Here is an 18,694-nt window from a genome sequence, read left to right on the forward strand (position 1 = left end):
AGCCAGAGTGAATGCGGCAGTTACTCGATCAGACCTGCTGTTTTCAGCTGTTTTTCCGCGACGCCACTGACGCGCTTGACGAAATTCGAGTATTCCTCCGGCCCCATCCAGGAATCGACGACACCGGCATTGCGCGCATAGGTCTGATAGTCTTCCGAACGCATCGCCTTGTGGAAGGCATCGGCAATCTTCTGCTGTACGTCCTTCGGGATACCTGCCGGGCCGAATACACCACGGACCTGCAGCCAGCTGGTATCGACCTCATAGCCTTGCTCGCCAAAGGTCGGTGTCTCGGGCAGGCCCGTCAGCCGCTCTTCGCCCAGTACACCCAGGCCTGCGATCCGCTTGGCGTCGAAGAAGGAGTTGACCGCGCCCAGGTTCGATACACCCACATCCACATGACCGCCCAGCAGAGCCGCGACGATATCCGGTGTCGAGTTGAAGGCGACCCAGTTGAGCTTGACGCCTGCGGCCTCTTCGAGCATCGAAATGCCAATGCTCTGCATCGAGCCGACAGGGCCAAAGCCGCCAATGTTGACTTCCCCTTCATTTTCCCGGGCCCTGGCGACCAGATCGTCCAGGTTCTTCATATCGGAGTCGGACCGGACAAACAGCAGGATCGCGTCCTCCTGGGTCGAGGCGATCCAGGAGAAGTCATCGGGCGAGAAGGTCCCCTTGAGGTTGGTGAGCATCCCTGTGAAGTGGGTCAGCGTATTGATGCCGAGTGTCAGGCCATCCGGTTTGGCGGCGCGAATCCGCGTCATCTGGGTCGCACCGCCACCGCCCGGTGAATTGATAACGACAACATTCTGACCAATCTCAGGCTCCAGCGATTTCGCCAGCGTCCTGATAAAGACATCCGAAGAACCACCTGCCTTGGTGTGCATGATCATGTTGACGGGGCCGGTGGGCCAGTCGCTCTCGGCCAGTGCGGCTTCGGTACCGCAGAACATTGTCATGGCAGCGACTGTGGTTGCGCCAAGGTAGGCGCGAGCGCTCTTGGTAACTTTGCTTATCATCTTCGACGGTCTCCCGAGTTTTATTTTTCGAGTGTTCAATCTGGGGTCGATCCCCTGATTCAAGAGTCCCAAAAAACAGTTCGAAGTGGTACTGACGATTTGTCAGGCCAGGGGTATGTTTTGATTGGGCAAGGTTACGCATGTGACTTGGTACACAGGATTAGACTTTTAATGGAAGAGTGATCACTCGACTTAAGAGGTCTTTAAAACGGCTTAAGCAGCTGCTTCATTCTGTAAATTAATTGCAAGCCTAGTGGCTGAAAATTACTCTGTCTTTGACAGCAGCTCGCGCATCCACGAAAGAAATTTCAGCAGGGGCTCCGATGGCCTCATATTGCGCGGCCAGGTCAGATAATAGCCCTCCCCGGTCTTGCATGTGGTTTCGAAAGGAGCAATGAAATTTCCGTTCTGAATCTGCCGCTCGACGAAGACCCTGACGGCGATGGCCATGCCAATATTCATCGAGGCCGCTTCGTAGGCCAGGGCGGAGTTGTCGAAGCGGATACCGGCGTCGGCGTCGATATCGACCCCGGCTGCGGCTATCCAGCTGACCCAGTCGTTGGGACGAGCCATGGAGTGGAGCAGGCGCACGCGGGACAGGTCCTGCAGTGTCTTCAGTTTTGCCGATTCCATCAACGTTGGCGAGCATATCGGGATCAGTTCGATGTCCACCAGTTTTTCCGCATGCAGGTCGGGCCAGTCGCCATGGCCGGAGCGGATCGATGCATCGATGTTTTGCGTATCGAAGTCCACCGGTGCCACGGATGAGGAAAGTCTGACCTCAATCGATTCGTTGGCGTCATGAAAGTTGGCCAGTCTGGGGATCAGCCACCGTTGCGAAAAGGTCGTATAGGACTGAATCGACAGTATATCCCGCCGGCCCCGGCGCGACACCTTGCGGGCCGCATTGCTGATGTCCTGGAATGCCTGGGTGATGCCCTCGTACAGCTCTTTGCCCTCGCGCGTCAGCTCGATACCCCGATGCAGGCGCCGGAACAGGGCAACGCCCAGGTAGTCTTCGAGCACCCGCACCTGGCGGCTGACGGCGACCTGGGAGACGTTCAACTCTTCTGCGGCGCTGGTCAGGCTGCAAAGTCGCGCTGCGGCTTCGAAGGTTCTCAGCGGGTTCAGCGGAGGAAGTGGGTATTTCATTTCACCACCGTAAAAACATTTTCGTTATTCTTAGAATAAACCTTTCAATACCAATTAGCGTAGAGCTTGTTTGTCATAAGGGCTAAATGTCAGGGTCCCATTAAAGGTGTTTCTCTTTCGAAAACGGCGTCTTTGGATGTTTATATTCACATCGGACTATTGCTCGGCACCGAGTATCCGAGGCCCTCCCGGTATTTTTTTCGCTCAGCTTCCGGCATTTTACCATCAACTTCCAGCCGGCCCATTATTCTGCTTGTCCGTGAAAAAGACAACGAGCAATAAGTAACTTGAGACTAACAAAAAGTTAGGCAAGATGCACTCTTTATCCGCTTGCTGATCCCGGGCGCAGGATGGAGACCTGGCGCCAGGAAAAGCTCAGGCGCGCCGCCTCCAACCGGTATGCGAACTTTCGGATGGTGCAGTCAGCACTGACCACTGTCCTGTCGATGGGCACCTCGATGTTGTCGAATTTGTCGCTCTGCGGCCGCCGAATACCGCCTGACCCATTACACTGATCGTTAACGAAAGCCATTGACAATACTGGCGAGGCGTCACCCATGATCTTCAGAAGCCTTCGGGGCCGGTTGTTCCTGCTCTTTTTGCTGGTGGTTGTGCCGGTGTTGTTACTGATCGTCATCATTAATATCGAACAACGGCAGCAGGCGGCGGACAATGTCAGGGATAACGCGCTTCGGCTCATACAGCTGACGACCAGCCAGTATGAGCATCTGATCAAGGGGACCCGGCAGCTGCTGATTGCATTGGCGCAGTTGCCCTGGGTGCGGAACCAGGATGCCGATGCCTGCAGTTCCCTGTTCGGCGACCTGTTCAAGCGCTATCCCTACTACACGACGCTGGGGGTGGCGAATCTGGAAGGCTATAGCTTCTGCAGCCCTCTGCGGGCAACACGGCCGGTCAACCTGGCGGACCGCGCCTACATCATCAGTGCGATGCAAAGCCGGGACTTCGCTATCGGCGACTATGCGGTCGGCCGGCGAACGGGCAAGGCATCGCTGCACTTCGGTTATCCGGTTTTCGATCAGGAGGGCGCTGTACAGGGGGTCGTCTTCGCTGCCCTGGATCTCAAGTGGCTGGGTGAACTTGCCGCCGGGCTGCGCCTGGCGCCCGGGACGACGTTTTCGATATTCGATCGCAACGGTGTGCTGCTGGTGCGCTATCCGATCTCGCCACAGTGGTCCGTTGGCAGTTCAGCGGCGAACAGTTCCGTGTTCGGGGCGGCGGTTGCTCTGGGTGGCGAGGGTATAGTCGAAGCGCCGGATCTGAGCGGTGTTTCGAGCCTGTTCGCCTTCGCGCCGATCAACGACAGCGCCAACACCGGGAGCGCAACGGCGCTCTATCTGGCCGTTGGCGTTCCCATCGATGCAGCCTTTGCGCCGGTTAACTACACTTTTGCCCGAAATCTGATTGTCGTCGGTGTCATCTCCCTGTTTGCTGTACTGGCAGCCTGGTGGTTCGGCAAGCGCGCCATACTGCGACCGGTCAGTGTTCTCCTGGATGCCACGGAGCAATTGCAGTCCGGGAACCTGGCGGCCCGTACCGGCATGCAGCCTATGCGTGGCGAACTGGCCCAGCTGGGGTATGCATTCGATCATATGGCCGAGCAGCTGGATCGGCGAGAGCGTCAGCTGCGCCGCTCCCTCGCCGAGGCGACGGAGCTGAAAAATCTCCTCGACAGCGTGTTCTCGTCCATCGTCAGCGGCGTCATTACAACCGATACACAAGGTACCGTCACGCTCAATAACGCCGCTGCTCTGCATATCCTGGGCTACTCTGATAGCGATGACCTTGCCGGGGAACATGTGGCTGATTTGCGGCCCCCTCTCGGCAGCCTGCTGTTACCCCATCTCTACCGGGTCGGCCATACCGGCGAATCGGTGGTCGGGCTTGAAACCAGTGTCGACATGCCGCCAAGAGGCGTCGCGCACCTTCGGTTCAACCTCTCGACACTCAAGGGACAGCAGGAGACGCAGGGCATCGCCATCGTTGTCGATGATGTTACCGAAAAGCGTCAGGTCGAGGCTCAACGCCGCCTGCTCGAGCACATGGTATCCCCCGCGATACTGACCCAGCTTGATCCCGAGCGTCTGCAACTGGGCGGCAAGCGAGCGGAAATTACCGCTCTGTTTGCCGATATCCATGGCTTTACCCAAATCAGTGAGCAGCTGAATCCGGAAGATCTGGTCGGGCTGCTCAACCGCTATCTTGCCGCCATGGCGAACGCCGTACTGGCCGAGGAGGGGACGATCGACAAGTTCCTGGGCGACGCGGTCATGGCCTGGTTCAATGCGCCTCTGCCCCAGCCGGACCATATCATGCGAGCGATCCGTGCGGCGCTCGGCATTCGCGATGCCATAGCCGCTTTGCACGAGGAAATCTCTCCGCTGTTCCGGCTCTCCTTTGGTGTGGGGCTTCACGTCGGCGAAGCGGTGCTGGGGCTTGTCGGCACTCAGGAACGTATGGAGTACACGGCCATTGGCGATGACATCAATATCGCCAAACGCATACAGGAACATACCGGCATCAGCCAGATCCTGATCAGCGCCGCTGTTTACGAAAGGGTCAAAGAACAGGTGTTGGTGACCCCGGTCACCACTATCCAGGCCAAGGGCAAGCAGAAGCCGCTGGAGGTCTACGAACTTCTTGATTTGAAGTGAGTTTACCGCCCTGTTTAGATTGCTGCACCGGTAGCAGCCATTGAGCTGTTGTCGATTTTAAGCTGAGATACGTTTTTGCCGGTTTTCAACGGCGGCTGCTCTATGCCGTCCGCTGCCGCTCGGAATCCCAAGTCCTGGAGCCCTGATGTATGTATTTCTCTTGTATCTGTGGGAAAGGGTAGCGCTTCGAACTTTCACATAAGACAGCCACCGAACGGCCAAAAACGGCCACCTGTCCAAGTGGACAACTCCGATCGGTGGAAGTGAGTTGTCAAGGTGCGACCGGATCATAGAGCAGGGCATTCTGCCATTCGATGATGAACCGTCGTCTCTTTGACTGGTCCAGGTAGACCATCAGCGCCGGGCCCAGCGTGATCGGGTGAAAGTTGAGGGGCTGTTCGGTGCCAAGCGCGGCGATCGAAAAGGGGCCTGAGGCCCGCGGGTGCAGCGCAACCAACTCTCCGTTTTGGGCGATGACCTGCTGTCCCTGGTACGACAACAGGAAGCGCAGAAAGCGTTCGGCTCCGGCCGGGTTCGGAGCATTTTTCGTGATGAGGGCGACCCGGCTGACGACCAGCGCATAGTCCTCGGGCACGATCACGCCGATGCGCGGATCGCGCCGGGCATGTGCCAGGGCGTAGGAGCCGAGCAGGTTGTAGCCCAGTACCAGATCGCCTTCGGCGATGGCGTCGAGCAGTTGCGATGTGCAGCAATAGACCTGGGTGAAGGCCCGGCCCAGGCTTTCCTTCAGCCGGCCGCTGAGACTCGATGTAACCTCGTCCTGGGTCGCGACCAGATAGCCGACGCCAGAGGTGCGGACATCGTAGGAGCCGACCCGGTGCCGGAAGAATTCACCGTCGCTGCGCAGGGCCGTGGCCAGGGCTTCATGGGTGGCGGGCAGCGACCGGCCGGCGAAGGCGGCTTTGTTATAGACGAACACGACCGGCTCATAGGTGAAACCGAAAGCCTCGTTACGCCAGTTCGCCCAGGTCGGCAATTCCTCGAGAACCGGGTCCACAAAGGGCTGGGCGAAGCCGTCGTTCACCAGGCGGATCTGTAGGTCCATCGCCGAGCTGATCACCAGATCGGGGAATCCCCGTCGTCGGGGGACTGCATCCGTTCATGCAGCTCCAGGGTGTTGAATTCGCGGTATTCCAGTACCAAGTCGGGGTTGGCGGCTCGAAAAGCATCGAGTACGGGGCTTATTGCGGGGATATCGGTGGCACTGTAAATCAGCACCGTTTCGTCCGTCTCGGCGGCCGCCATTGCCGGCGCCTTAATCAGCGAGAGGAGTGCTATCAGGGAGAGCAGCAGGCTGCACAGGCGCATCATCATCTTGAGCCTCTCGGCAGGTTCAACCGGACTCGCAGGCCTCCGAGCGGGCTGTTCTCGAGGAACAGGGCGCCGCCATGAGCATCGGCAACACTCTGGACGATGCTCAGGCCCAGGCCCGAGCCCGATCCTCCCGCGGCCAGGCGGGAGAAGCGCTGCAGCGCCTGGCGGCGCAGATGCGCGGGAATGCCGGGCCCCCGGTCGTCGACGATGATATCGAGGCTCCGGTTCTCGGCGGTCGTCAGGTGCAGATCGATATGGTTGTCGTCCGGGCCGTAACGTACGGCATTATCCAGCAGATTGCGTACCGCTTCGCGCAGACTGACGCTATCGGCGGGAATCGTCGCCGGCTGGAGGTCGCAGTGGTAGGCAAACTCGATGTCCCGGTGGGCGTGGTCGCGCACGCACTCCGTCAGCAGTTGTTTCAACAGGGCCTCGAGATCGATCAGTTCCAGGCTTTGAGTATCACTGCGATGGACCACCATGGCATGGGCCAGCAACTGGTTGGTCAGGCGCGTCAGTTGCTGGTGTTGCTGGCGGATCGTGTCGAGGCGTCGGGGCAGGGTGGCCGGGTCCTTGCTCTGGCTGGCGATATCGAGCTGCGCCTGGGTCGCGCTCTGGGCTGTACGGATCTGGTGACTTGCGTCGGCGATGAACATCTTCATCGCCTCTAAATTGTCCAGTAGCCTGCGGTGATAACTGTTGATCGCGTCCACCAGGGGCGACACTTCCTGGATGGGCGTCTTGGCCAGCGGCTGGGTATCGCCGGCCGAACGATGCTGCAAGGTTCGTGATATCAGGCTGAGCGGGTCCAGCGCCCGGTTGATGCCGAACCAGAGCGCCGCCAGCGCCAGCAGCATCAGGCCCATCAGCGCCACCAGGGCCTTGTAGAGAATATCGATCATCAACTCGCGGCGGGCATTGAGCGTCTGGCCCAGGGTTACCCGGACCCAACCTGAGACAGCGGGTTCCGTCAGGCGTTTGCTCTGGATAACGAAGCGTAGCGGCTCACCGCGGTAACGGGCATTGTAGAAAAAGGGCGTCTCGGACGGCTGGAAGCCCTCAGGCTGTGGCAGATCGTCGTAGCCGGTGATCCACTGCCCCTGCGGATCCTGAACCTGATAGAAAACCTTGTCATCCGGTGCCAGCTGCATCATCTCCAGTGCTGCGTAGGGCAGGTCGAGATCGACGCGGCCATTGCGTACGAACAATCCCTCCATGACCGACAGGCTGGCGCTGCTCAGCAGGCGGTCGTAGGAGTAGTCCGCCGCCTGGCGGGCATAGTGCCAAGCACCCAGGCTCAGCACCAGCAGCACGACCAGCAGCAGCAGGGCGGTGCGGGACAGCAGCCGACGCCGCAGGGAGTAGCCGGCCTCAGTCGTCGACATGGGCGAGATAGCCGAGGCCGCGTATGGTCTTGATGATCAGAGATGATTCCGCCAGTTGCCGGCGCAGGCGCGTCAGCGCCTGTTCAATCGCATTGGGCGTATAGGCCTCGTCGAAGGTATAGAGGCGGTTGGCGATATCGTCCTTGGTCAGGATGCGGTCGAGGTTCTTCAGGAACAGTTCCAGCAGCTGGACTTCCCGCGGTCGCAACTCGAGCGGTCGACCATCGATGCTGGCACTCTGGGCCGCCAGGTTGAAGGTCAGGTTGCCGAACTGTAACTCGTTGCTGGCATCGCCGCGTTCGCGCCGCAGTAGCGCGCGACAGCGGGCCGCCAGTTCACGGAAATCGAACGGCTTGACCAGGTAGTCGTCGGCGCCGAGGTCCAGCGCGCTGACGCGATCATCGATTTCAGCCCGGGCCGTCAGCACCAGTACCGGAATCCGCTTGCCGGCGGCTCTCAGGCTCTGCAGCAACTGGTAGCCACTGCGTCCCGGCAGGTTGATATCGAGAATGAGCAGGTCGAAGTCGTCGAACGAGAGACTGCGCTCGGCCTGCTCGACCGAGCCGGCCCAGTCCAGCGGGTGGCCGAGGTTGAGAAAGTACTCGCGGGTCGCATCGGCGAGGGCCTGGTTGTCTTCTATCAGCAGCATGCGCATAAGGGCGGCAATTGTCTCGCTGTTGTCGCCGTCCGGCAACGTTGTTTTTATTTTGCCCTGTCAGGCTGGTGTCAGTTTGAACGCTTAGAGTTCGTCTCGTAGTGCTGACAAAGTGCAGCGACTCATAAAAAGTATAAGCGGAGTTAAAAGATGAAAGTCAATATCGGTGCCCTGTTGCTGACGGGCGGTCTTACCCTGGCTGCAAACGCCATGGCGTTCGAACCTTCCAAACCCGAGTGTATCGCCCCGGCCAAGCCCGGTGGCGGCTTCGACCTGACCTGTCGTGTCATATCCAATGGTTTTGCCGATGCCGATCTGCTTGAAACGCCGATGGCGGTTACCTTTATGCCGGGGGCGTTGGCGCCGTGGCCTACAACCATATCAACGCCAGCCGTCCGGATGACGGCAATGCGCTGGTCGCCTTCAGTTCCGGGTCTCTGCTGAACATCGCCCAGGGCAAGTTCGGCAAGAATCTTGACGAATCCGATGCCCGTTGGGTCGGAGCGGCCGGTGTCGACTACGGTGCCGTGATCGTCAAGGCCGATGCGCCCTGGAACACCCTTGGCGAGCTGGTGGCCGATCTGCAAAAGGATCCGACCAGGTACGTGCTCGGTGCCGGTGGTGGCGTTGGCAGCCAGGACTGGATGAAGGCTGCAATCCTGATGAAGTCCTCATCGGTCGATCCCAGGTCGATGCGTTATGTCGCCTACGAAGGCGGTGGCGAAGCCCTGGCGGCCCTGATGGGCGGGCATATCCAGGTGTATCCGGGCGATGTCGGCGAGATGAAGGGCCAGCTCGAGGCCGGCAAGGTGAAGATGCTGGCGGTGATGTCGCCGGAACGCCTCGACGGCGAGTTCGCCGCGATTCCGACCGCCAAGGAACAGGGATTCGACGCCGAATGGACCATTCTACGCGGTTACTATCTGGGCCTGGGTGTCTGACGACGCCTACGAATACTGGGCCGGTCAGTTCGGCAAGGCCTACGAGAGCCCGGCCTTTATGCAGACGGTCGCCGACAAGGGGTTGATGCCGTTCAAGATGCAGGGTGAAGAGTTCGACCGTTACGTCAAGGAGCGTGTCGGCTACATGCGTGATCTGGCACGCGAAGCCGGTCTGATCGAGTGAGGCCCCGGCATGTATGACCGCATCTTTGCGGGTACCCTGCTGCTGCTGTCCGGGCTGATCGCCTGGACAGCCGTCGGCTTCGAGGTGCCCTTCCAATACGAGCCGCTCGGTCCCAAGGCCTTTCCGGTCATTCTTTCAATACTGCTGGCAACGACAGCGGGCTGGCTGCTGGTCAAACCCAGTCGTAACGACTGGCACCCGGATCGTGCGGTGTTGCTCAAGCTGCTGGCAGGCCTGGTCGTCATGACGCTGTATGCGGTGCTGTTCGAGTCCGCCGGCTTTATCCCGGCGACCTTTCTGGTCGGCGCCGTTTTCAGCTGGCTGTTTGGAGAAAAGCCCTGGCGCGCCGCGGCCTATTCGCTGGCAATCAGCCTGTGCGGGTACTTCCTGCTGAAGGATCTGCTGCAATTGAACGTGCCGGCCGGCACGTTGCTGGGAGGTTGACCGATGGAAATTTTCAATCATCTGGCGACCGGTTTCTCGGTTGCCCTGGCCCCGATGAATCTGGTGTTGGTGCTGGTGGGCTGTTTCATCGGCACCCTGATCGGCTCGCTGCCCGGCATCGGGCCGATCAATGGCGTGGCGATCCTGCTACCGTTGGCTTACGCCATGGGGTTTCCGCCAGAATCGGCACTGATCCTGCTGGCCGGCGTCTACTACGGCGCTGAATATGGCGGCCGTATTTCCAGTATTCTGCTCAACGTACCGGGCGATGCCGGCGCCATCATGACCACGCTCGATGGCTATCCGATGTCCAAGCGCGGCGAAGGCGGTCGTGCGCTGGCGCTGTCGGCGGTCTCGTCCTTCGCCGGCAGCATCGGCGCATTGCTGCTGATGGTGGTTTCGGCGCCGCTGCTCAGCCAGCTGGCGATCCAGTTCGGACCGTCCGAATATGTGCTGCTAATGGTGTTCGCCTTCACCTGTCTGGCGACCATGGTCGGCAGCCGGCCGGTGAAGACCCTGGTGGGCGTGCTGATCGGCCTGCTGCTGGCGACGGTCGGGGTCGATTCCGGCACCGGTGTGCTGCGCTTCACGATGGGCATTCCGAACTTCTTCGACGGCGTTGATTTCCTCGTCGTGGTGATCGGCATGTTTGCCATCAGCGAAGTGCTGGCGTTACTGGAACAGTGGGCGCGCAACGATCTGTCCATTACGCCGGTGGGGCGGAGCTTCGTAAGCTTTGCCGATCTGATGAAGGTGAAATGGGTGGTGCTGCGCTCGACGGTGATCGGCTTCCTGATCGGCGTACTGCCGGGCACCGGTGCCTCGATCGCCAGTGCGGTCGCCTACGGCACCGAAAAGCGCTTTGCCGAGGGTGATGACAGCCAGTTCGGCAAAGGCGATATCCGTGGCCTGGCGGCACCGGAAGCGGCCAACAACGCCTCGGCCGCCGGCTCGATGGTGCCGATGCTGACGCTGGGGATTCCCGGCAGTGGCACCACCGCGATCCTGCTGGGGGCGCTACTGATGTTCAACATCACACCGGGTCCGCTGCTGTTCGAACAGCAGCCGCAGATCGCCTGGAGCCTGATCGCCTCGATGTTCGTCGGCAACCTTGCGCTGCTGGTGATGAACCTGCCGCTGATCGGGCTTTTCGTCAGGCTGCTGTCGATTCGCCAGGCTTATCTGGTGCCGGTGATCGTGATGCTGACCTTCGTCGGAATCTACTCGATCCACGGCGACAGCTTCGACCTCTATTTCATGGTGCTGTTGGGCATCTTCGGCTTCCTGCTGCGCAAGCTCCACTTTTCCCTGGCGCCGGTAATACTGGGACTGGTACTGGGTGAGGTACTCGAGGACAACCTGCGTCGGGCGCTGTCGATCAGCGGCGGCGACTGGTCGATCCTGCTGAATGGCCCGATGACCTATAGCCTGACTGTGGCGACGCTGGTCGCTCTGCTGGCACCTGGCCTGTGGCGCTTGTGGAAAAAGGCAGGCAAGGCGGGTGCCATTGCGGACCGGCGGATGCTGGAAGAGGAATAAGCACACCATGATGCTGGCGGGACGTACGTTGCTGGTCGGCACCCTCGGGGCACTCGCCGCGCACTGGCTGAGTGTCCCGTCTTCCTGGTTACTGGGGCCCGTCGTCGGCGTGACCCTGGCGGCCCTGCTCGGACTGCCGGTGAGTATGCCCAGGGCCACCACCTCGGCGGTCAGTCTCTTTCTGGGCATTTCCGTCGCCCTGAATCTCGATGCCGGCCTGGTGCATCAGCTCGGTCACTGGAAGCACAGTGTGCTGCTGCTGTGCCTGATGCTGGTTCTGCTGCTGACCCTGCTGTTCCGCTACTATTCCCGTCAGCCGGGATGGCATAGCGTTGAAGCGCTTTTCTGTTCCGTTCCCGGCAATCTGGCCATCATGCTCAGCCTCGCGGCCGACACCTCGGCCGACCTGCGCAAGGTGGCGCTGGTACACAGCATACGGGTCTGTTTTCTGGTGACCCTGCTGCCGCTTTTCCTTCCCATAGCCGAGCGACAACTCGGTGTCACCGCCTTTCAGATCGTTCATCCCGAGCACTTGCTGTTGGTTTTGATACTGGGACTGGTGATCGGGACCTTGCTGGCGCGCTGCCGGGTACCGGCGGCCATGCTGTTCGGCGGATTCGCGGCGGCGCTGGTCGTCAAGCAGGCGCTGGGCTGGGAGCATGGCCTGCCGGACAGCCTGATGATCGCGCTGCTGATCGTGCTGGGCAGTGCGATCGGTGCAAGGTTCAATGCGGTAAGGCTGTCGCAGGTGCTGCCGGAAATGCGGGCGGCGCTGGGCGGGCTGCTGATCACGCTGCTTATCTGCGGCCTTTTCGCCTGGGGGCTGTGGCACTTCCTGGGCGTCCCCTGGGTCCAGGCGATGCTGGCCTACGCCCCTGGCGGCATCGAGGTGATGATCGCCATTGCGATGAACCAGCAGGTCGATGCGGTGTTCGTCGCATCCCACCAGATCTTCCGGATGATCGCGATGAGCATGGTGGTTCCGATGCTGCTGCGCCGCCTGTCGAAAGGGTAGAGCTGATCGCGTGGTGGGACCTATGAGCCATCGGCGCCGGAGTGTCTACTTCCGTTGGGTCAGAAAGGTCGTTTCCTTGAATGCCGAGACTTGCTCAGAGCTGAAGCTGAACGTCAACGCGGAACGCGGTTGCCCGATATCGATGCCGCAGTCCCGGTACGGCAGCCAGGGCTGGCCGTCGAGCTGGACCCAGAGCAGGCCGAAAAACAGTGCGATCATTGGTCAGCTGGTCAGCCGCCGCCAGTTCTGAAAACGGCCTTCGGTGAGGCGTACGTGAAACTTGCCGTCCCGCGCAAAGGGTGACGTGCAGTCCTGCACAACGTCGATTTTTTCCATGGCAGCTGTCCGCAATTCCGATGTTGGCCGCAGCTTACCTTGGTGATTTGGATAGGATCAGGTATAAAAAATAAAATCGATAGGTACAGAGTCCGGTGGAATAGCGTTATCAGCAACTGGAAAGCTGGCTGTTACAGGGCATACGGGAACAGCGCTGGCGGCTTGGCGAACGGCTGCCGTCGATTCGGACGCTGTGCGAGCAGCAGGGCGTATCGAAGGCGACTGTTCAGCATGCATTGCAGCGATTGGAGGCGCAGGGACTGGTCGAGGCCCGGCCCAAGGCCGGTTATTTCGTCACCCTGCAGCCGAAGACGATCGGGGCGCCGCGCAGACGGACTCGGCTCGAAGCGCCCCGTCCGGTAACGGCCAGCGAGCTGTTTCTCGATATCATGCGCCGCAGTGCGGCCTTCGACCTGTTGCCGGATCTTCATGCCGGTGAGGCGCCGTCCGGGATAGTGGCGCTGAACCGTGCTCTCGGCCGCGCTCTGCGTCGTCAGAAGGGCGACGATCACCAGTAATACGATGCGTCGGCGGGCGATCCGGCCCTGCGCGAACAGCTCTCGCTGCATGCGTCGCTGCACGCCTGGCCGGGAGAGATTCGCGTCAGTACACCGCTCGGCGGTCTGGCGATCTGGCTGGAGCTGCCCGAGTCGGTCGATACCCTCGCCGTCTATCCGGCGGCTTTGCAGCAGGGGGTGGTGATCACGCCCGGTCCGCTGTTCTCGGTCTCCGGGCAGTTCCGCAACTGTCTGCGTATCAGCTATGCGCATCCCTGGGATGGGTGCAGGATCGAGGCGCCGGGCCGGCTGCCGGAGCTGCTGCTGGGCCCTTGATCGTCCTCTCCCCCGTGTTTCTCGTTTTCTCCTTGGAAAACCATTCCGTAACGCTTTGTTTTATAATGTCGCGTCATGCCCGTTTTTCGGGCCGTTTTGAAGCGTTAAGACGGCGCATAAGTAAATGATTTCAAAAGATAAAACTTCGATCCTTCTGGTCTGCCTCGGCAACATCTGCCGTTCACCCACGGCCCATGGCGTGCTCGAACACCGCCTGCGCGAGGCGGGGCTCGAGGTCTTCGTTGATTCGGCCGGGACCGGTGCCTGGCATGTCGGCAATCCGCCTGATCGCCGCGCCACGGCCGCCGCGCTGCGACGCGGTATCCGCCTGGAACATTTGCGTGCGCGCCAGGTGGAGTTGGAGGACTTCCGTCGTTTCGATCTGGTGCTGGCAATGGACCGGGACAATCTCGACAACCTGATGCGAATCTGTCCGCCTGAATACCGGTCTCGGGTCCGGCTTTTTCTCGAGTTTGCCGGAGACCGGGTGTCGATGCTCGAGGTGCCCGATCCCTATTTCGGCGGCGATGATGGCTTTGAGCAGGTGCTGGATCTGATCGAGGCGGCGTCCGAAGGGCTTATCGAGCAGCTGCAGCGGGAGGGCGCGTGAATCTCTCCGGGCCATCGACGCTTGCGCTGCAGCGGGATTTCGACCTCTGCGCTCTGAACAGCTTTGGTTTTCCCTCCCGCGCCGAGTATTTCCTGCGTGTCGAGACGCTCGACCAGCTGAGGCAGGCGGTGGCGCTGGCGCGGAAGCAGGGCTGGCCAATGCTGATGCTCGGCGGCGGCAGCAACCTGGTGCTGCGTGAGCACATACCCGGTCTGGTCATACAGATGGCGCTGAAAGGGCGGCAGGTCGCGTCGCCCGAGGCCGGGACGGTCCTGGTCAGTGCGGCGGCCGGTGAGAACTGGCACGAAACGGTGGTCTGGACGCTGCAACAGGGCTGTTATGGCCTCGAGAACCTGGCGCTGATCCCCGGTACCGTCGGCGCCGCGCCCATGCAGAATATCGGCGCCTATGGCGTGGAGCTGGAAGAACGTTTCGACTCGCTGCTGGCGCTGGATACCGAAAGCGGTGACATTCGGCGATTCGATCGCGACGACTGCCGTTTCGGCTATCGCGACAGCCTGTTCAAGTCGGTGGCGCCCGGTCGTTACATTATTCTCGAGGTGACCTTCGCTCTGTCGCAGCGACCCTGTCCGGTGCTGCGTTACCAGGCCCTGGCCGATGCCCTTGCCCTTCGAGGGTTGACCGCGCCCGATCCCGAACAGGTGTTCGAGGCTATCTGTGAGATTCGCCGCCGCAAACTGCCGGATCCCGCAGTGGTGGGCAATGCCGGCAGTTTTTTCAAGAACCCGCTGGTGTCCAGCGCGCAGTGCGAGGCGCTGCGCGAACGCTTTCCCGGTCTGGTGGCCTTTGCTGCCGGTGACGGCTGCAAGCTGGCAGCCGGCTGGCTGATCGACCAGTGCGGCTGGAAGGGCCGGCGGCTCGGGCAGGTCGGCGTCTATCACCAGCAGGCGCTGGTGCTGGTCAATGAAGGCGGTGGCACGGCCGCCGAACTGCTGCAGCTGTCCGATCGGATCCGGGGCTCGGTACGGGAGCGATTCGGAGTCGAGCTGGAGATGGAACCGCGTCTGTACCCGGCTTGAGCTGCGGTATTTCAGGTAAAAAAACCGGCGAAAATCGCCGGTTTTTTGGACGCTGTCCAGTCCCGGCGGCCCCGTCAGGGGCCGCGGGTCAGGGCCGAAACGTCGCTCAGGAGTGGTGCTCCTCGGTGTGCGACGCCTGGCGGCGCTGTTCGCGCGGGTCGTTGCGGGCGCGGCCTGCACGACGGCGACGACGCGGGCGCGCAGCGCTCTCTGTCGTTGCGGCCTCATCACCGGCTTTCGCTTCTTCCTCAGCGGCAGCGGCCTCATCACCGGCTTTCGCCTCGTCCTCTGCGGCAGCGGTCTCCCCTTCGGCCTTCTGCTCTACCGGTTCCGCGCCTTCGGCGGCTTCCGTGGTCGCTTCGGCGTTCGGCTCCTGCGCTTTCTTCGCTTCGGCTTCGGCTTCGGCTTCAGCCTCGGCCTCGTCGGCCTGTGCCTTCGGTGCCTCCGTATCCGTCGCTTCTTTCGCTTCTTCTGCGGCGGATTCCGGTGCTGCTTCCGCGTCACGGGCTTCGGCTTCTACCGTCTGCGGTTCGCCCGGGGCTGCGGTGGAGACCGGTGTCGGGACAGTCGGTTCTGCAGTCGCAGCGGCTTCGGATGCCTGCTCGTCAGGCTGCGCGGCCGCCGTTTTGTCCACGGCCTCGGCAGTCGTCGGCTCCTGCGCTTCGGCAACCGGTGCCCGTTGCGCCGGCTTTTCCCTGGTGTCCGCGGCTTCTGCAGCTTCTGCAGCTTCCGGCTCACCCGGCTTTTCGGCCTCGGCTGCCTCTGCCGGCGGCTCCTTGGCTTCTACCTGCGATTCACTGCTTTCGGCGGGCGTTTCGGTGTCCGATACCGCCTCAGCCTGGACACTTTGCTTCGCCTCGGCGGTGGTCTCCTGCTCGATCGGAGCGGCAGCTTCGACGGCGACCTGTCCCGCCGGCTTTTCAGCCGCAGTGGCCGGTACCGGCTCTTCCTCTCCGGTCTGTGCCTGCGGTTTTGCCTCCTTCGGCGCTGCGGCGGTCATGTCGGCCGGCGTGCGTTCGGCAACGCGTTCGCTGCCGCGACGACGGCGGCCGCGACGACGACCGCGGGTGTCCGCATCATCGCTGGCTGCGCGCGCTTCGCGTGCTTCGCGCTGCTCCCCGGTACGTGCCGGCGCCTCGGTTTCGCTCTCCTCGCGGGGCGGCTTCTCGGCGGTCTTTTCTACCGCTTTGTCGGCGCCCCTTTCGGCACTGCGCTCAGCGCTGCGCTCGGCGCGGTCGGTGCGGGTCTCATCGCCTTCGCTGCGACGGCTGCGGCGGCGGCGACGCGGTTTGCCCGAGGCCTGCGACTCTTCACCACCCGACGGCTGCGATGCTGCGGGGCCTTGCGGCTCGATGGTGATGATCTCGTCGGAGTCCTGTGGACGGCGACGACGATCGCTGTCGCGGCGACGCTTGGGTTTGCGCTCGCTGCTGCTTGCGCCGCTGCGGCGCGGACGCTCTTCCGCACTCTTCTGTACCGGAGCGGCGGGGGCCGGTTTCGGGGCTTCTTCGACCGGCTGAGCCTTGGGTGCAGCTGATTCCGCCGCGCCGAACAGACCCTTCAGAACGCCGATCAGCTTGCCGCCGAAGGAGACCTTCGCGACGGGCTGGGGTGCCTGGGGGCGGGTGCCGGCGCGGGAGCGGGAGCGGGAGCGGGCGTCGGGGGAGTCGGTTCCTCGGCGGCCGGCGTTTCAGGCGCGGCCGCGGGTGCCGGAGTGGTCGGTGCTATGCCCTGGACCGCCGCGGCTTCGCGCTTTGCTGTCGTGCTGGTCGCGGAGCTGTAGTCCTCCTGCTTCGGTGGCGGCTGCAGGTTGTAGCTGGCATCGTTGGTGGTCGCGACCGTGTGGTCATCGCGCAGGCGCACGACCTCGTAGTGCGGCGTTTCCATGTTCGGGTTCGGTACGATGACCACCCGCACGCGATGGCGCAACTCGATCTCATGGACCTCGTGGCGTTTCTCGTTCAGCAGGTAGGTCGCCGCGGTGACCGGCAGGATGGCACGGATCTGCGCGGTGCGCTCCTTGGCCGACTCCTCCTCGATCAGGCGCAGGATCGACAGCGCCAGCGACTCGGTGTCGCGGATGCTGCCCTGGCCGTTGCAGCGCGGACAGACCGTGCCGCGGGACTCGGCCAGCGACGGACGCAGACGCTGCCGGGACATTTCCAGCAGGCCGAAACGGGAGATCCGGCCCATCTGCACGCGGGCACGGTCGAGTTTCAGCGCGTCGGCGAGCTTGTCTTCGACGGCACGCTGGTTCTTGATCGGCGTCATGTCGATGAAGTCGATCACCACCAGGCCGCCAATATCGCGCAGGCGCAACTGGCGGGCGATCTCTTCGGCCGCTTCCAGGTTGGTGTGCAGCGCGGTCTCTTCGATATCGCCGCCGCGGGTCGCCCGGGCCGAGTTGATATCGATCGACACCAGCGCTTCGGTCGGATCGATGACGATGGAACCGCCGGAGGGGAGGCTGACTTCACGCTCGAAGGCGGTCTCGATCTGGGCTTCGATCTGGTAACGGTTGAACAGCGGCGTCTGATCCTTGTACAGCTTGACGCGGTTTTCGTAGCTCGGCATCACGTGACGCACGAACTGCTTGACCTCATCGTAGACGCTGTCGCTGTCGATCAGAACTTCGCCGATGTCGTTGCGCAGGTAGTCGCGGATCGCGCGGATCACGACGTTGCTTTCCTGGTAAACGAGGAAGGGGGCGTTGCGCTTGCCGCCGGCGTCGGTGATGGCTTCCCAGAGGGTGACCAGGTAGTTCAGGTCCCACTGCAGCTCTTCGGAGCTGCGGCCGACACCGGCGGTGCGGATGATGATGCCCATCTTGTCCGGGACTTCGACACCGGACAGGGCTTCCTTCAGCTGAGCCCGCTCGTCGCCCTCGATGCGGCGCGAAATGCCGCCGGCACGGGGGTTGTTGGGCATCAGCACCAGATAGCGGCCCGCGAGGCTGATAAAGGTGGTCAGGGCGGCACCCTTGTTGCCGCGCTCTTCCTTCTCGACCTGGACGATGACTTCGGTGCCTTCTTTCAGCACCTCGCGAATATTCGGACGGCCGCCTTTTTCCGGCTGCTTGCTGAAGTATTCACGGGCGATCTCCTTCATCGGCAGGAAGCCATGGCGTTCGGCGCCATAGTCGACGAAGGCGGCTTCGAGGCTGGGTTCTACGCGGGTGATCTTGCCCTTGTAGATGTTGGCTTTTTTCTGTTCGCGGCTGGCGGATTCGATATCCAGATCATAGAGTCGCTGCCCGTCTACGAGGGCGACCCGCAACTCTTCTGGCTGAGTTGCGTTGATGAGCATTCTCTTCATTTTGTTCGCATTCTTAATAGGGGAATGCGCTTCTGGCCGCTGATCGAGCTGTCTTGTCTTTCAGGTGCTGGTGTCCGGTCTTCTGAAGGAGGTCAAACAGACCGCGTCAGGGTGACTCGGCCGCGCACCCTCGGGTGCGCGGGCATTGTATAAGCTCATATCGTCGGTGAAGGAAACGCCAGCCAATCTTGTTCTAGGTTCTATGCTTGTGGCTGC

19 protein-coding genes and 1 pseudogene are annotated in these 18,694 nt (G+C 61.7%); 11 read left to right on the top strand and 9 right to left on the bottom strand.

Annotated features, from left to right (window positions below; all coding sequences use genetic code 11):
• Positions 1-20: 20 nt before the first annotated feature.
• Together ACFQDL_RS23890 and gcvA are read right to left on the bottom strand one after the other, a co-directional pair.
• Positions 21-1,019, bottom strand: a complete 999-nt coding sequence (locus ACFQDL_RS23890; protein ID WP_379911195.1) for a Bug family tripartite tricarboxylate transporter substrate binding protein — start codon at positions 1,017-1,019, stop codon at positions 21-23.
• 264 nt (positions 1,020-1,283) lie between these two features.
• A complete protein-coding gene (gene gcvA / locus ACFQDL_RS23895) occupies positions 1,284-2,171 on the bottom strand; it encodes a transcriptional regulator GcvA (protein ID WP_379911196.1) in 888 nt (295 codons plus the stop codon).
• 557 nt (positions 2,172-2,728) lie between these two features.
• On the opposite strand from gcvA, the gene ACFQDL_RS23900 reads away from it, so the two are divergent.
• Positions 2,729-4,846: an adenylate/guanylate cyclase domain-containing protein gene (locus tag ACFQDL_RS23900; protein WP_379911197.1), complete on the top strand. Its 2,118-nt coding sequence runs from the start codon at positions 2,729-2,731 to the stop codon at positions 4,844-4,846.
• Between the two features lie 271 nt (positions 4,847-5,117).
• Here ACFQDL_RS23900 and ACFQDL_RS23905 read toward each other — a convergent pair whose 3' ends face one another.
• The 4 genes from ACFQDL_RS23905 to ACFQDL_RS23920 are packed head-to-tail and all read right to left on the bottom strand — an operon-like array spanning position 5,118 to position 8,215.
• On the bottom strand, positions 5,118-5,912 hold the full coding sequence (locus ACFQDL_RS23905) for an ABC transporter substrate-binding protein (RefSeq protein WP_379911198.1): 795 nt from the start codon (positions 5,910-5,912) through the stop codon (positions 5,118-5,120).
• An 11-nt stretch (positions 5,913-5,923) separates the two neighbouring features.
• Complete coding sequence (locus ACFQDL_RS23910; protein ID WP_379911199.1) at positions 5,924-6,181, bottom strand: hypothetical protein; 258 nt, start codon at positions 6,179-6,181, stop codon at positions 5,924-5,926.
• Positions 6,178-7,566 (bottom strand): sensor histidine kinase, encoded by a 1,389-nt coding sequence (locus tag ACFQDL_RS23915; RefSeq protein ID WP_379911200.1) that lies wholly within the window; start codon positions 7,564-7,566, stop codon positions 6,178-6,180. The genes ACFQDL_RS23910 and ACFQDL_RS23915 overlap by 4 nt, the downstream gene beginning before the upstream one ends.
• Positions 7,553-8,215, bottom strand: a complete 663-nt coding sequence (locus ACFQDL_RS23920) for a response regulator transcription factor (protein ID WP_379911201.1) — start codon at positions 8,213-8,215, stop codon at positions 7,553-7,555. Before ACFQDL_RS23920 ends, ACFQDL_RS23915 begins: the two co-directional genes overlap by 14 nt.
• Before the next feature lie 156 nt (positions 8,216-8,371).
• Here ACFQDL_RS23920 and ACFQDL_RS23925 point away from each other — a divergent pair, with 156 nt between their 5' ends.
• The 6 genes from ACFQDL_RS23925 to ACFQDL_RS23950 are packed head-to-tail and all read left to right on the top strand — an operon-like array spanning position 8,372 to position 12,344.
• Complete coding sequence (locus ACFQDL_RS23925) at positions 8,372-8,665, top strand: hypothetical protein (protein ID WP_379911202.1); 294 nt, start codon at positions 8,372-8,374, stop codon at positions 8,663-8,665.
• Entirely contained in the window at positions 8,587-9,162 is a 576-nt protein-coding gene (locus ACFQDL_RS23930; protein WP_379911203.1) for a tripartite tricarboxylate transporter substrate-binding protein, read from the top strand. The genes ACFQDL_RS23925 and ACFQDL_RS23930 overlap by 79 nt, the downstream gene beginning before the upstream one ends.
• Positions 9,155-9,346: a hypothetical protein gene (locus tag ACFQDL_RS23935; RefSeq protein ID WP_379911204.1), complete on the top strand. Its 192-nt coding sequence runs from the start codon at positions 9,155-9,157 to the stop codon at positions 9,344-9,346. The genes ACFQDL_RS23930 and ACFQDL_RS23935 overlap by 8 nt, the downstream gene beginning before the upstream one ends.
• A gap of 9 nt (positions 9,347-9,355) precedes the next feature.
• Positions 9,356-9,790 carry a tripartite tricarboxylate transporter TctB family protein gene (locus ACFQDL_RS23940; protein WP_379911205.1) on the top strand — a complete coding sequence of 145 codons (435 nt, stop codon included), beginning with the start codon at positions 9,356-9,358 and terminating at the stop codon, positions 9,788-9,790.
• Positions 9,791-9,793: 3 nt separating this feature from the next.
• Positions 9,794-11,329: a tripartite tricarboxylate transporter permease gene (locus ACFQDL_RS23945; RefSeq protein ID WP_379911206.1), complete on the top strand. Its 1,536-nt coding sequence runs from the start codon at positions 9,794-9,796 to the stop codon at positions 11,327-11,329.
• A gap of 7 nt (positions 11,330-11,336) precedes the next feature.
• Complete coding sequence (locus ACFQDL_RS23950; protein ID WP_379911207.1) at positions 11,337-12,344, top strand: AbrB family transcriptional regulator; 1,008 nt, start codon at positions 11,337-11,339, stop codon at positions 12,342-12,344.
• Between the two features lie 45 nt (positions 12,345-12,389).
• On the opposite strand, the gene ACFQDL_RS23955 is transcribed toward ACFQDL_RS23950, so the two are convergent.
• Positions 12,390-12,563 carry a hypothetical protein gene (locus tag ACFQDL_RS23955; RefSeq protein WP_379911208.1) on the bottom strand — a complete coding sequence of 58 codons (174 nt, stop codon included), beginning with the start codon at positions 12,561-12,563 and terminating at the stop codon, positions 12,390-12,392.
• 257 nt (positions 12,564-12,820) lie between these two features.
• Between ACFQDL_RS23955 and ACFQDL_RS23960 the strand changes: the two genes are divergently transcribed.
• The 4 genes from ACFQDL_RS23960 to murB all read left to right on the top strand — a co-directional run bounded on the left by ACFQDL_RS23960 (position 12,821) and on the right by murB (position 15,163).
• Positions 12,821-13,198 carry a GntR family transcriptional regulator gene (locus ACFQDL_RS23960; RefSeq protein ID WP_379913296.1) on the top strand — a complete coding sequence of 126 codons (378 nt, stop codon included), beginning with the start codon at positions 12,821-12,823 and terminating at the stop codon, positions 13,196-13,198.
• Positions 13,199-13,378: 180 nt separating this feature from the next.
• Positions 13,379-13,513, top strand: a complete 135-nt coding sequence (locus ACFQDL_RS23965; RefSeq protein ID WP_379911209.1) for a hypothetical protein — start codon at positions 13,379-13,381, stop codon at positions 13,511-13,513.
• Positions 13,514-13,637: 124 nt separating this feature from the next.
• The gene (locus tag ACFQDL_RS23970; protein WP_379911210.1) at positions 13,638-14,123 is read left to right on the top strand and encodes a low molecular weight protein-tyrosine-phosphatase; all 486 of its coding nucleotides are present in this window, start codon (positions 13,638-13,640) and stop codon (positions 14,121-14,123) included.
• A complete protein-coding gene (gene murB, locus ACFQDL_RS23975; RefSeq protein WP_379911211.1) occupies positions 14,120-15,163 on the top strand; it encodes a UDP-N-acetylmuramate dehydrogenase in 1,044 nt (347 codons plus the stop codon). The genes ACFQDL_RS23970 and murB overlap by 4 nt, the downstream gene beginning before the upstream one ends.
• A gap of 106 nt (positions 15,164-15,269) precedes the next feature.
• Here murB and ACFQDL_RS23980 read toward each other — a convergent pair whose 3' ends face one another.
• Together ACFQDL_RS23980 and rne are read right to left on the bottom strand one after the other, a co-directional pair.
• Positions 15,270-16,163 (bottom strand): hypothetical protein, encoded by an 894-nt coding sequence (locus ACFQDL_RS23980; protein ID WP_379911212.1) that lies wholly within the window; start codon positions 16,161-16,163, stop codon positions 15,270-15,272.
• 659 nt (positions 16,164-16,822) lie between these two features.
• Positions 16,823-18,478, bottom strand: a pseudogene (rne, locus tag ACFQDL_RS23985) (ribonuclease E); the annotation flags it as partial.
• Positions 18,479-18,694: the final 216 nt, after the last annotated feature.

The sequence above is a fragment of the Marinobacterium aestuariivivens genome (assembly GCF_042661465.1).
GTDB lineage: Bacteria > Pseudomonadota > Gammaproteobacteria > Pseudomonadales > Balneatricaceae > Marinobacterium_A > Marinobacterium_A aestuariivivens.

Excerpts from the sequence above, each read along its gene's own strand:
- ACFQDL_RS23920 (WP_379911201.1), bottom strand. The coding sequence starts at position 8,215 with ATGCTGCTGATAGAAGACAACCAGGCCCTCGCCGATGCGACCCGCGAG.
- ACFQDL_RS23940 (WP_379911205.1), top strand. The coding sequence starts at position 9,356 with ATGTATGACCGCATCTTTGCGGGTACCCTGCTGCTGCTGTCCGGGCTG.
- ACFQDL_RS23905 (WP_379911198.1), bottom strand. The coding sequence starts at position 5,912 with ATGGACCTACAGATCCGCCTGGTGAACGACGGCTTCGCCCAGCCCTTT.
- ACFQDL_RS23900 (WP_379911197.1), top strand. The coding sequence starts at position 2,729 with ATGATCTTCAGAAGCCTTCGGGGCCGGTTGTTCCTGCTCTTTTTGCTG.
- gcvA (WP_379911196.1), bottom strand. The coding sequence starts at position 2,171 with ATGAAATACCCACTTCCTCCGCTGAACCCGCTGAGAACCTTCGAAGCC.
- ACFQDL_RS23950 (WP_379911207.1), top strand. The coding sequence starts at position 11,337 with ATGATGCTGGCGGGACGTACGTTGCTGGTCGGCACCCTCGGGGCACTC.
- ACFQDL_RS23980 (WP_379911212.1), bottom strand. The coding sequence starts at position 16,163 with ATGACCGCCGCAGCGCCGAAGGAGGCAAAACCGCAGGCACAGACCGGA.
- ACFQDL_RS23890 (WP_379911195.1), bottom strand. The coding sequence starts at position 1,019 with ATGATAAGCAAAGTTACCAAGAGCGCTCGCGCCTACCTTGGCGCAACC.
- ACFQDL_RS23910 (WP_379911199.1), bottom strand. The coding sequence starts at position 6,181 with ATGATGATGCGCCTGTGCAGCCTGCTGCTCTCCCTGATAGCACTCCTC.
- ACFQDL_RS23955 (WP_379911208.1), bottom strand. The coding sequence starts at position 12,563 with ATGATCGCACTGTTTTTCGGCCTGCTCTGGGTCCAGCTCGACGGCCAG.
- ACFQDL_RS23925 (WP_379911202.1), top strand. The coding sequence starts at position 8,372 with ATGAAAGTCAATATCGGTGCCCTGTTGCTGACGGGCGGTCTTACCCTG.
- ACFQDL_RS23945 (WP_379911206.1), top strand. The coding sequence starts at position 9,794 with ATGGAAATTTTCAATCATCTGGCGACCGGTTTCTCGGTTGCCCTGGCC.
- ACFQDL_RS23970 (WP_379911210.1), top strand. The coding sequence starts at position 13,638 with ATGATTTCAAAAGATAAAACTTCGATCCTTCTGGTCTGCCTCGGCAAC.
- ACFQDL_RS23915 (WP_379911200.1), bottom strand. The coding sequence starts at position 7,566 with ATGTCGACGACTGAGGCCGGCTACTCCCTGCGGCGTCGGCTGCTGTCC.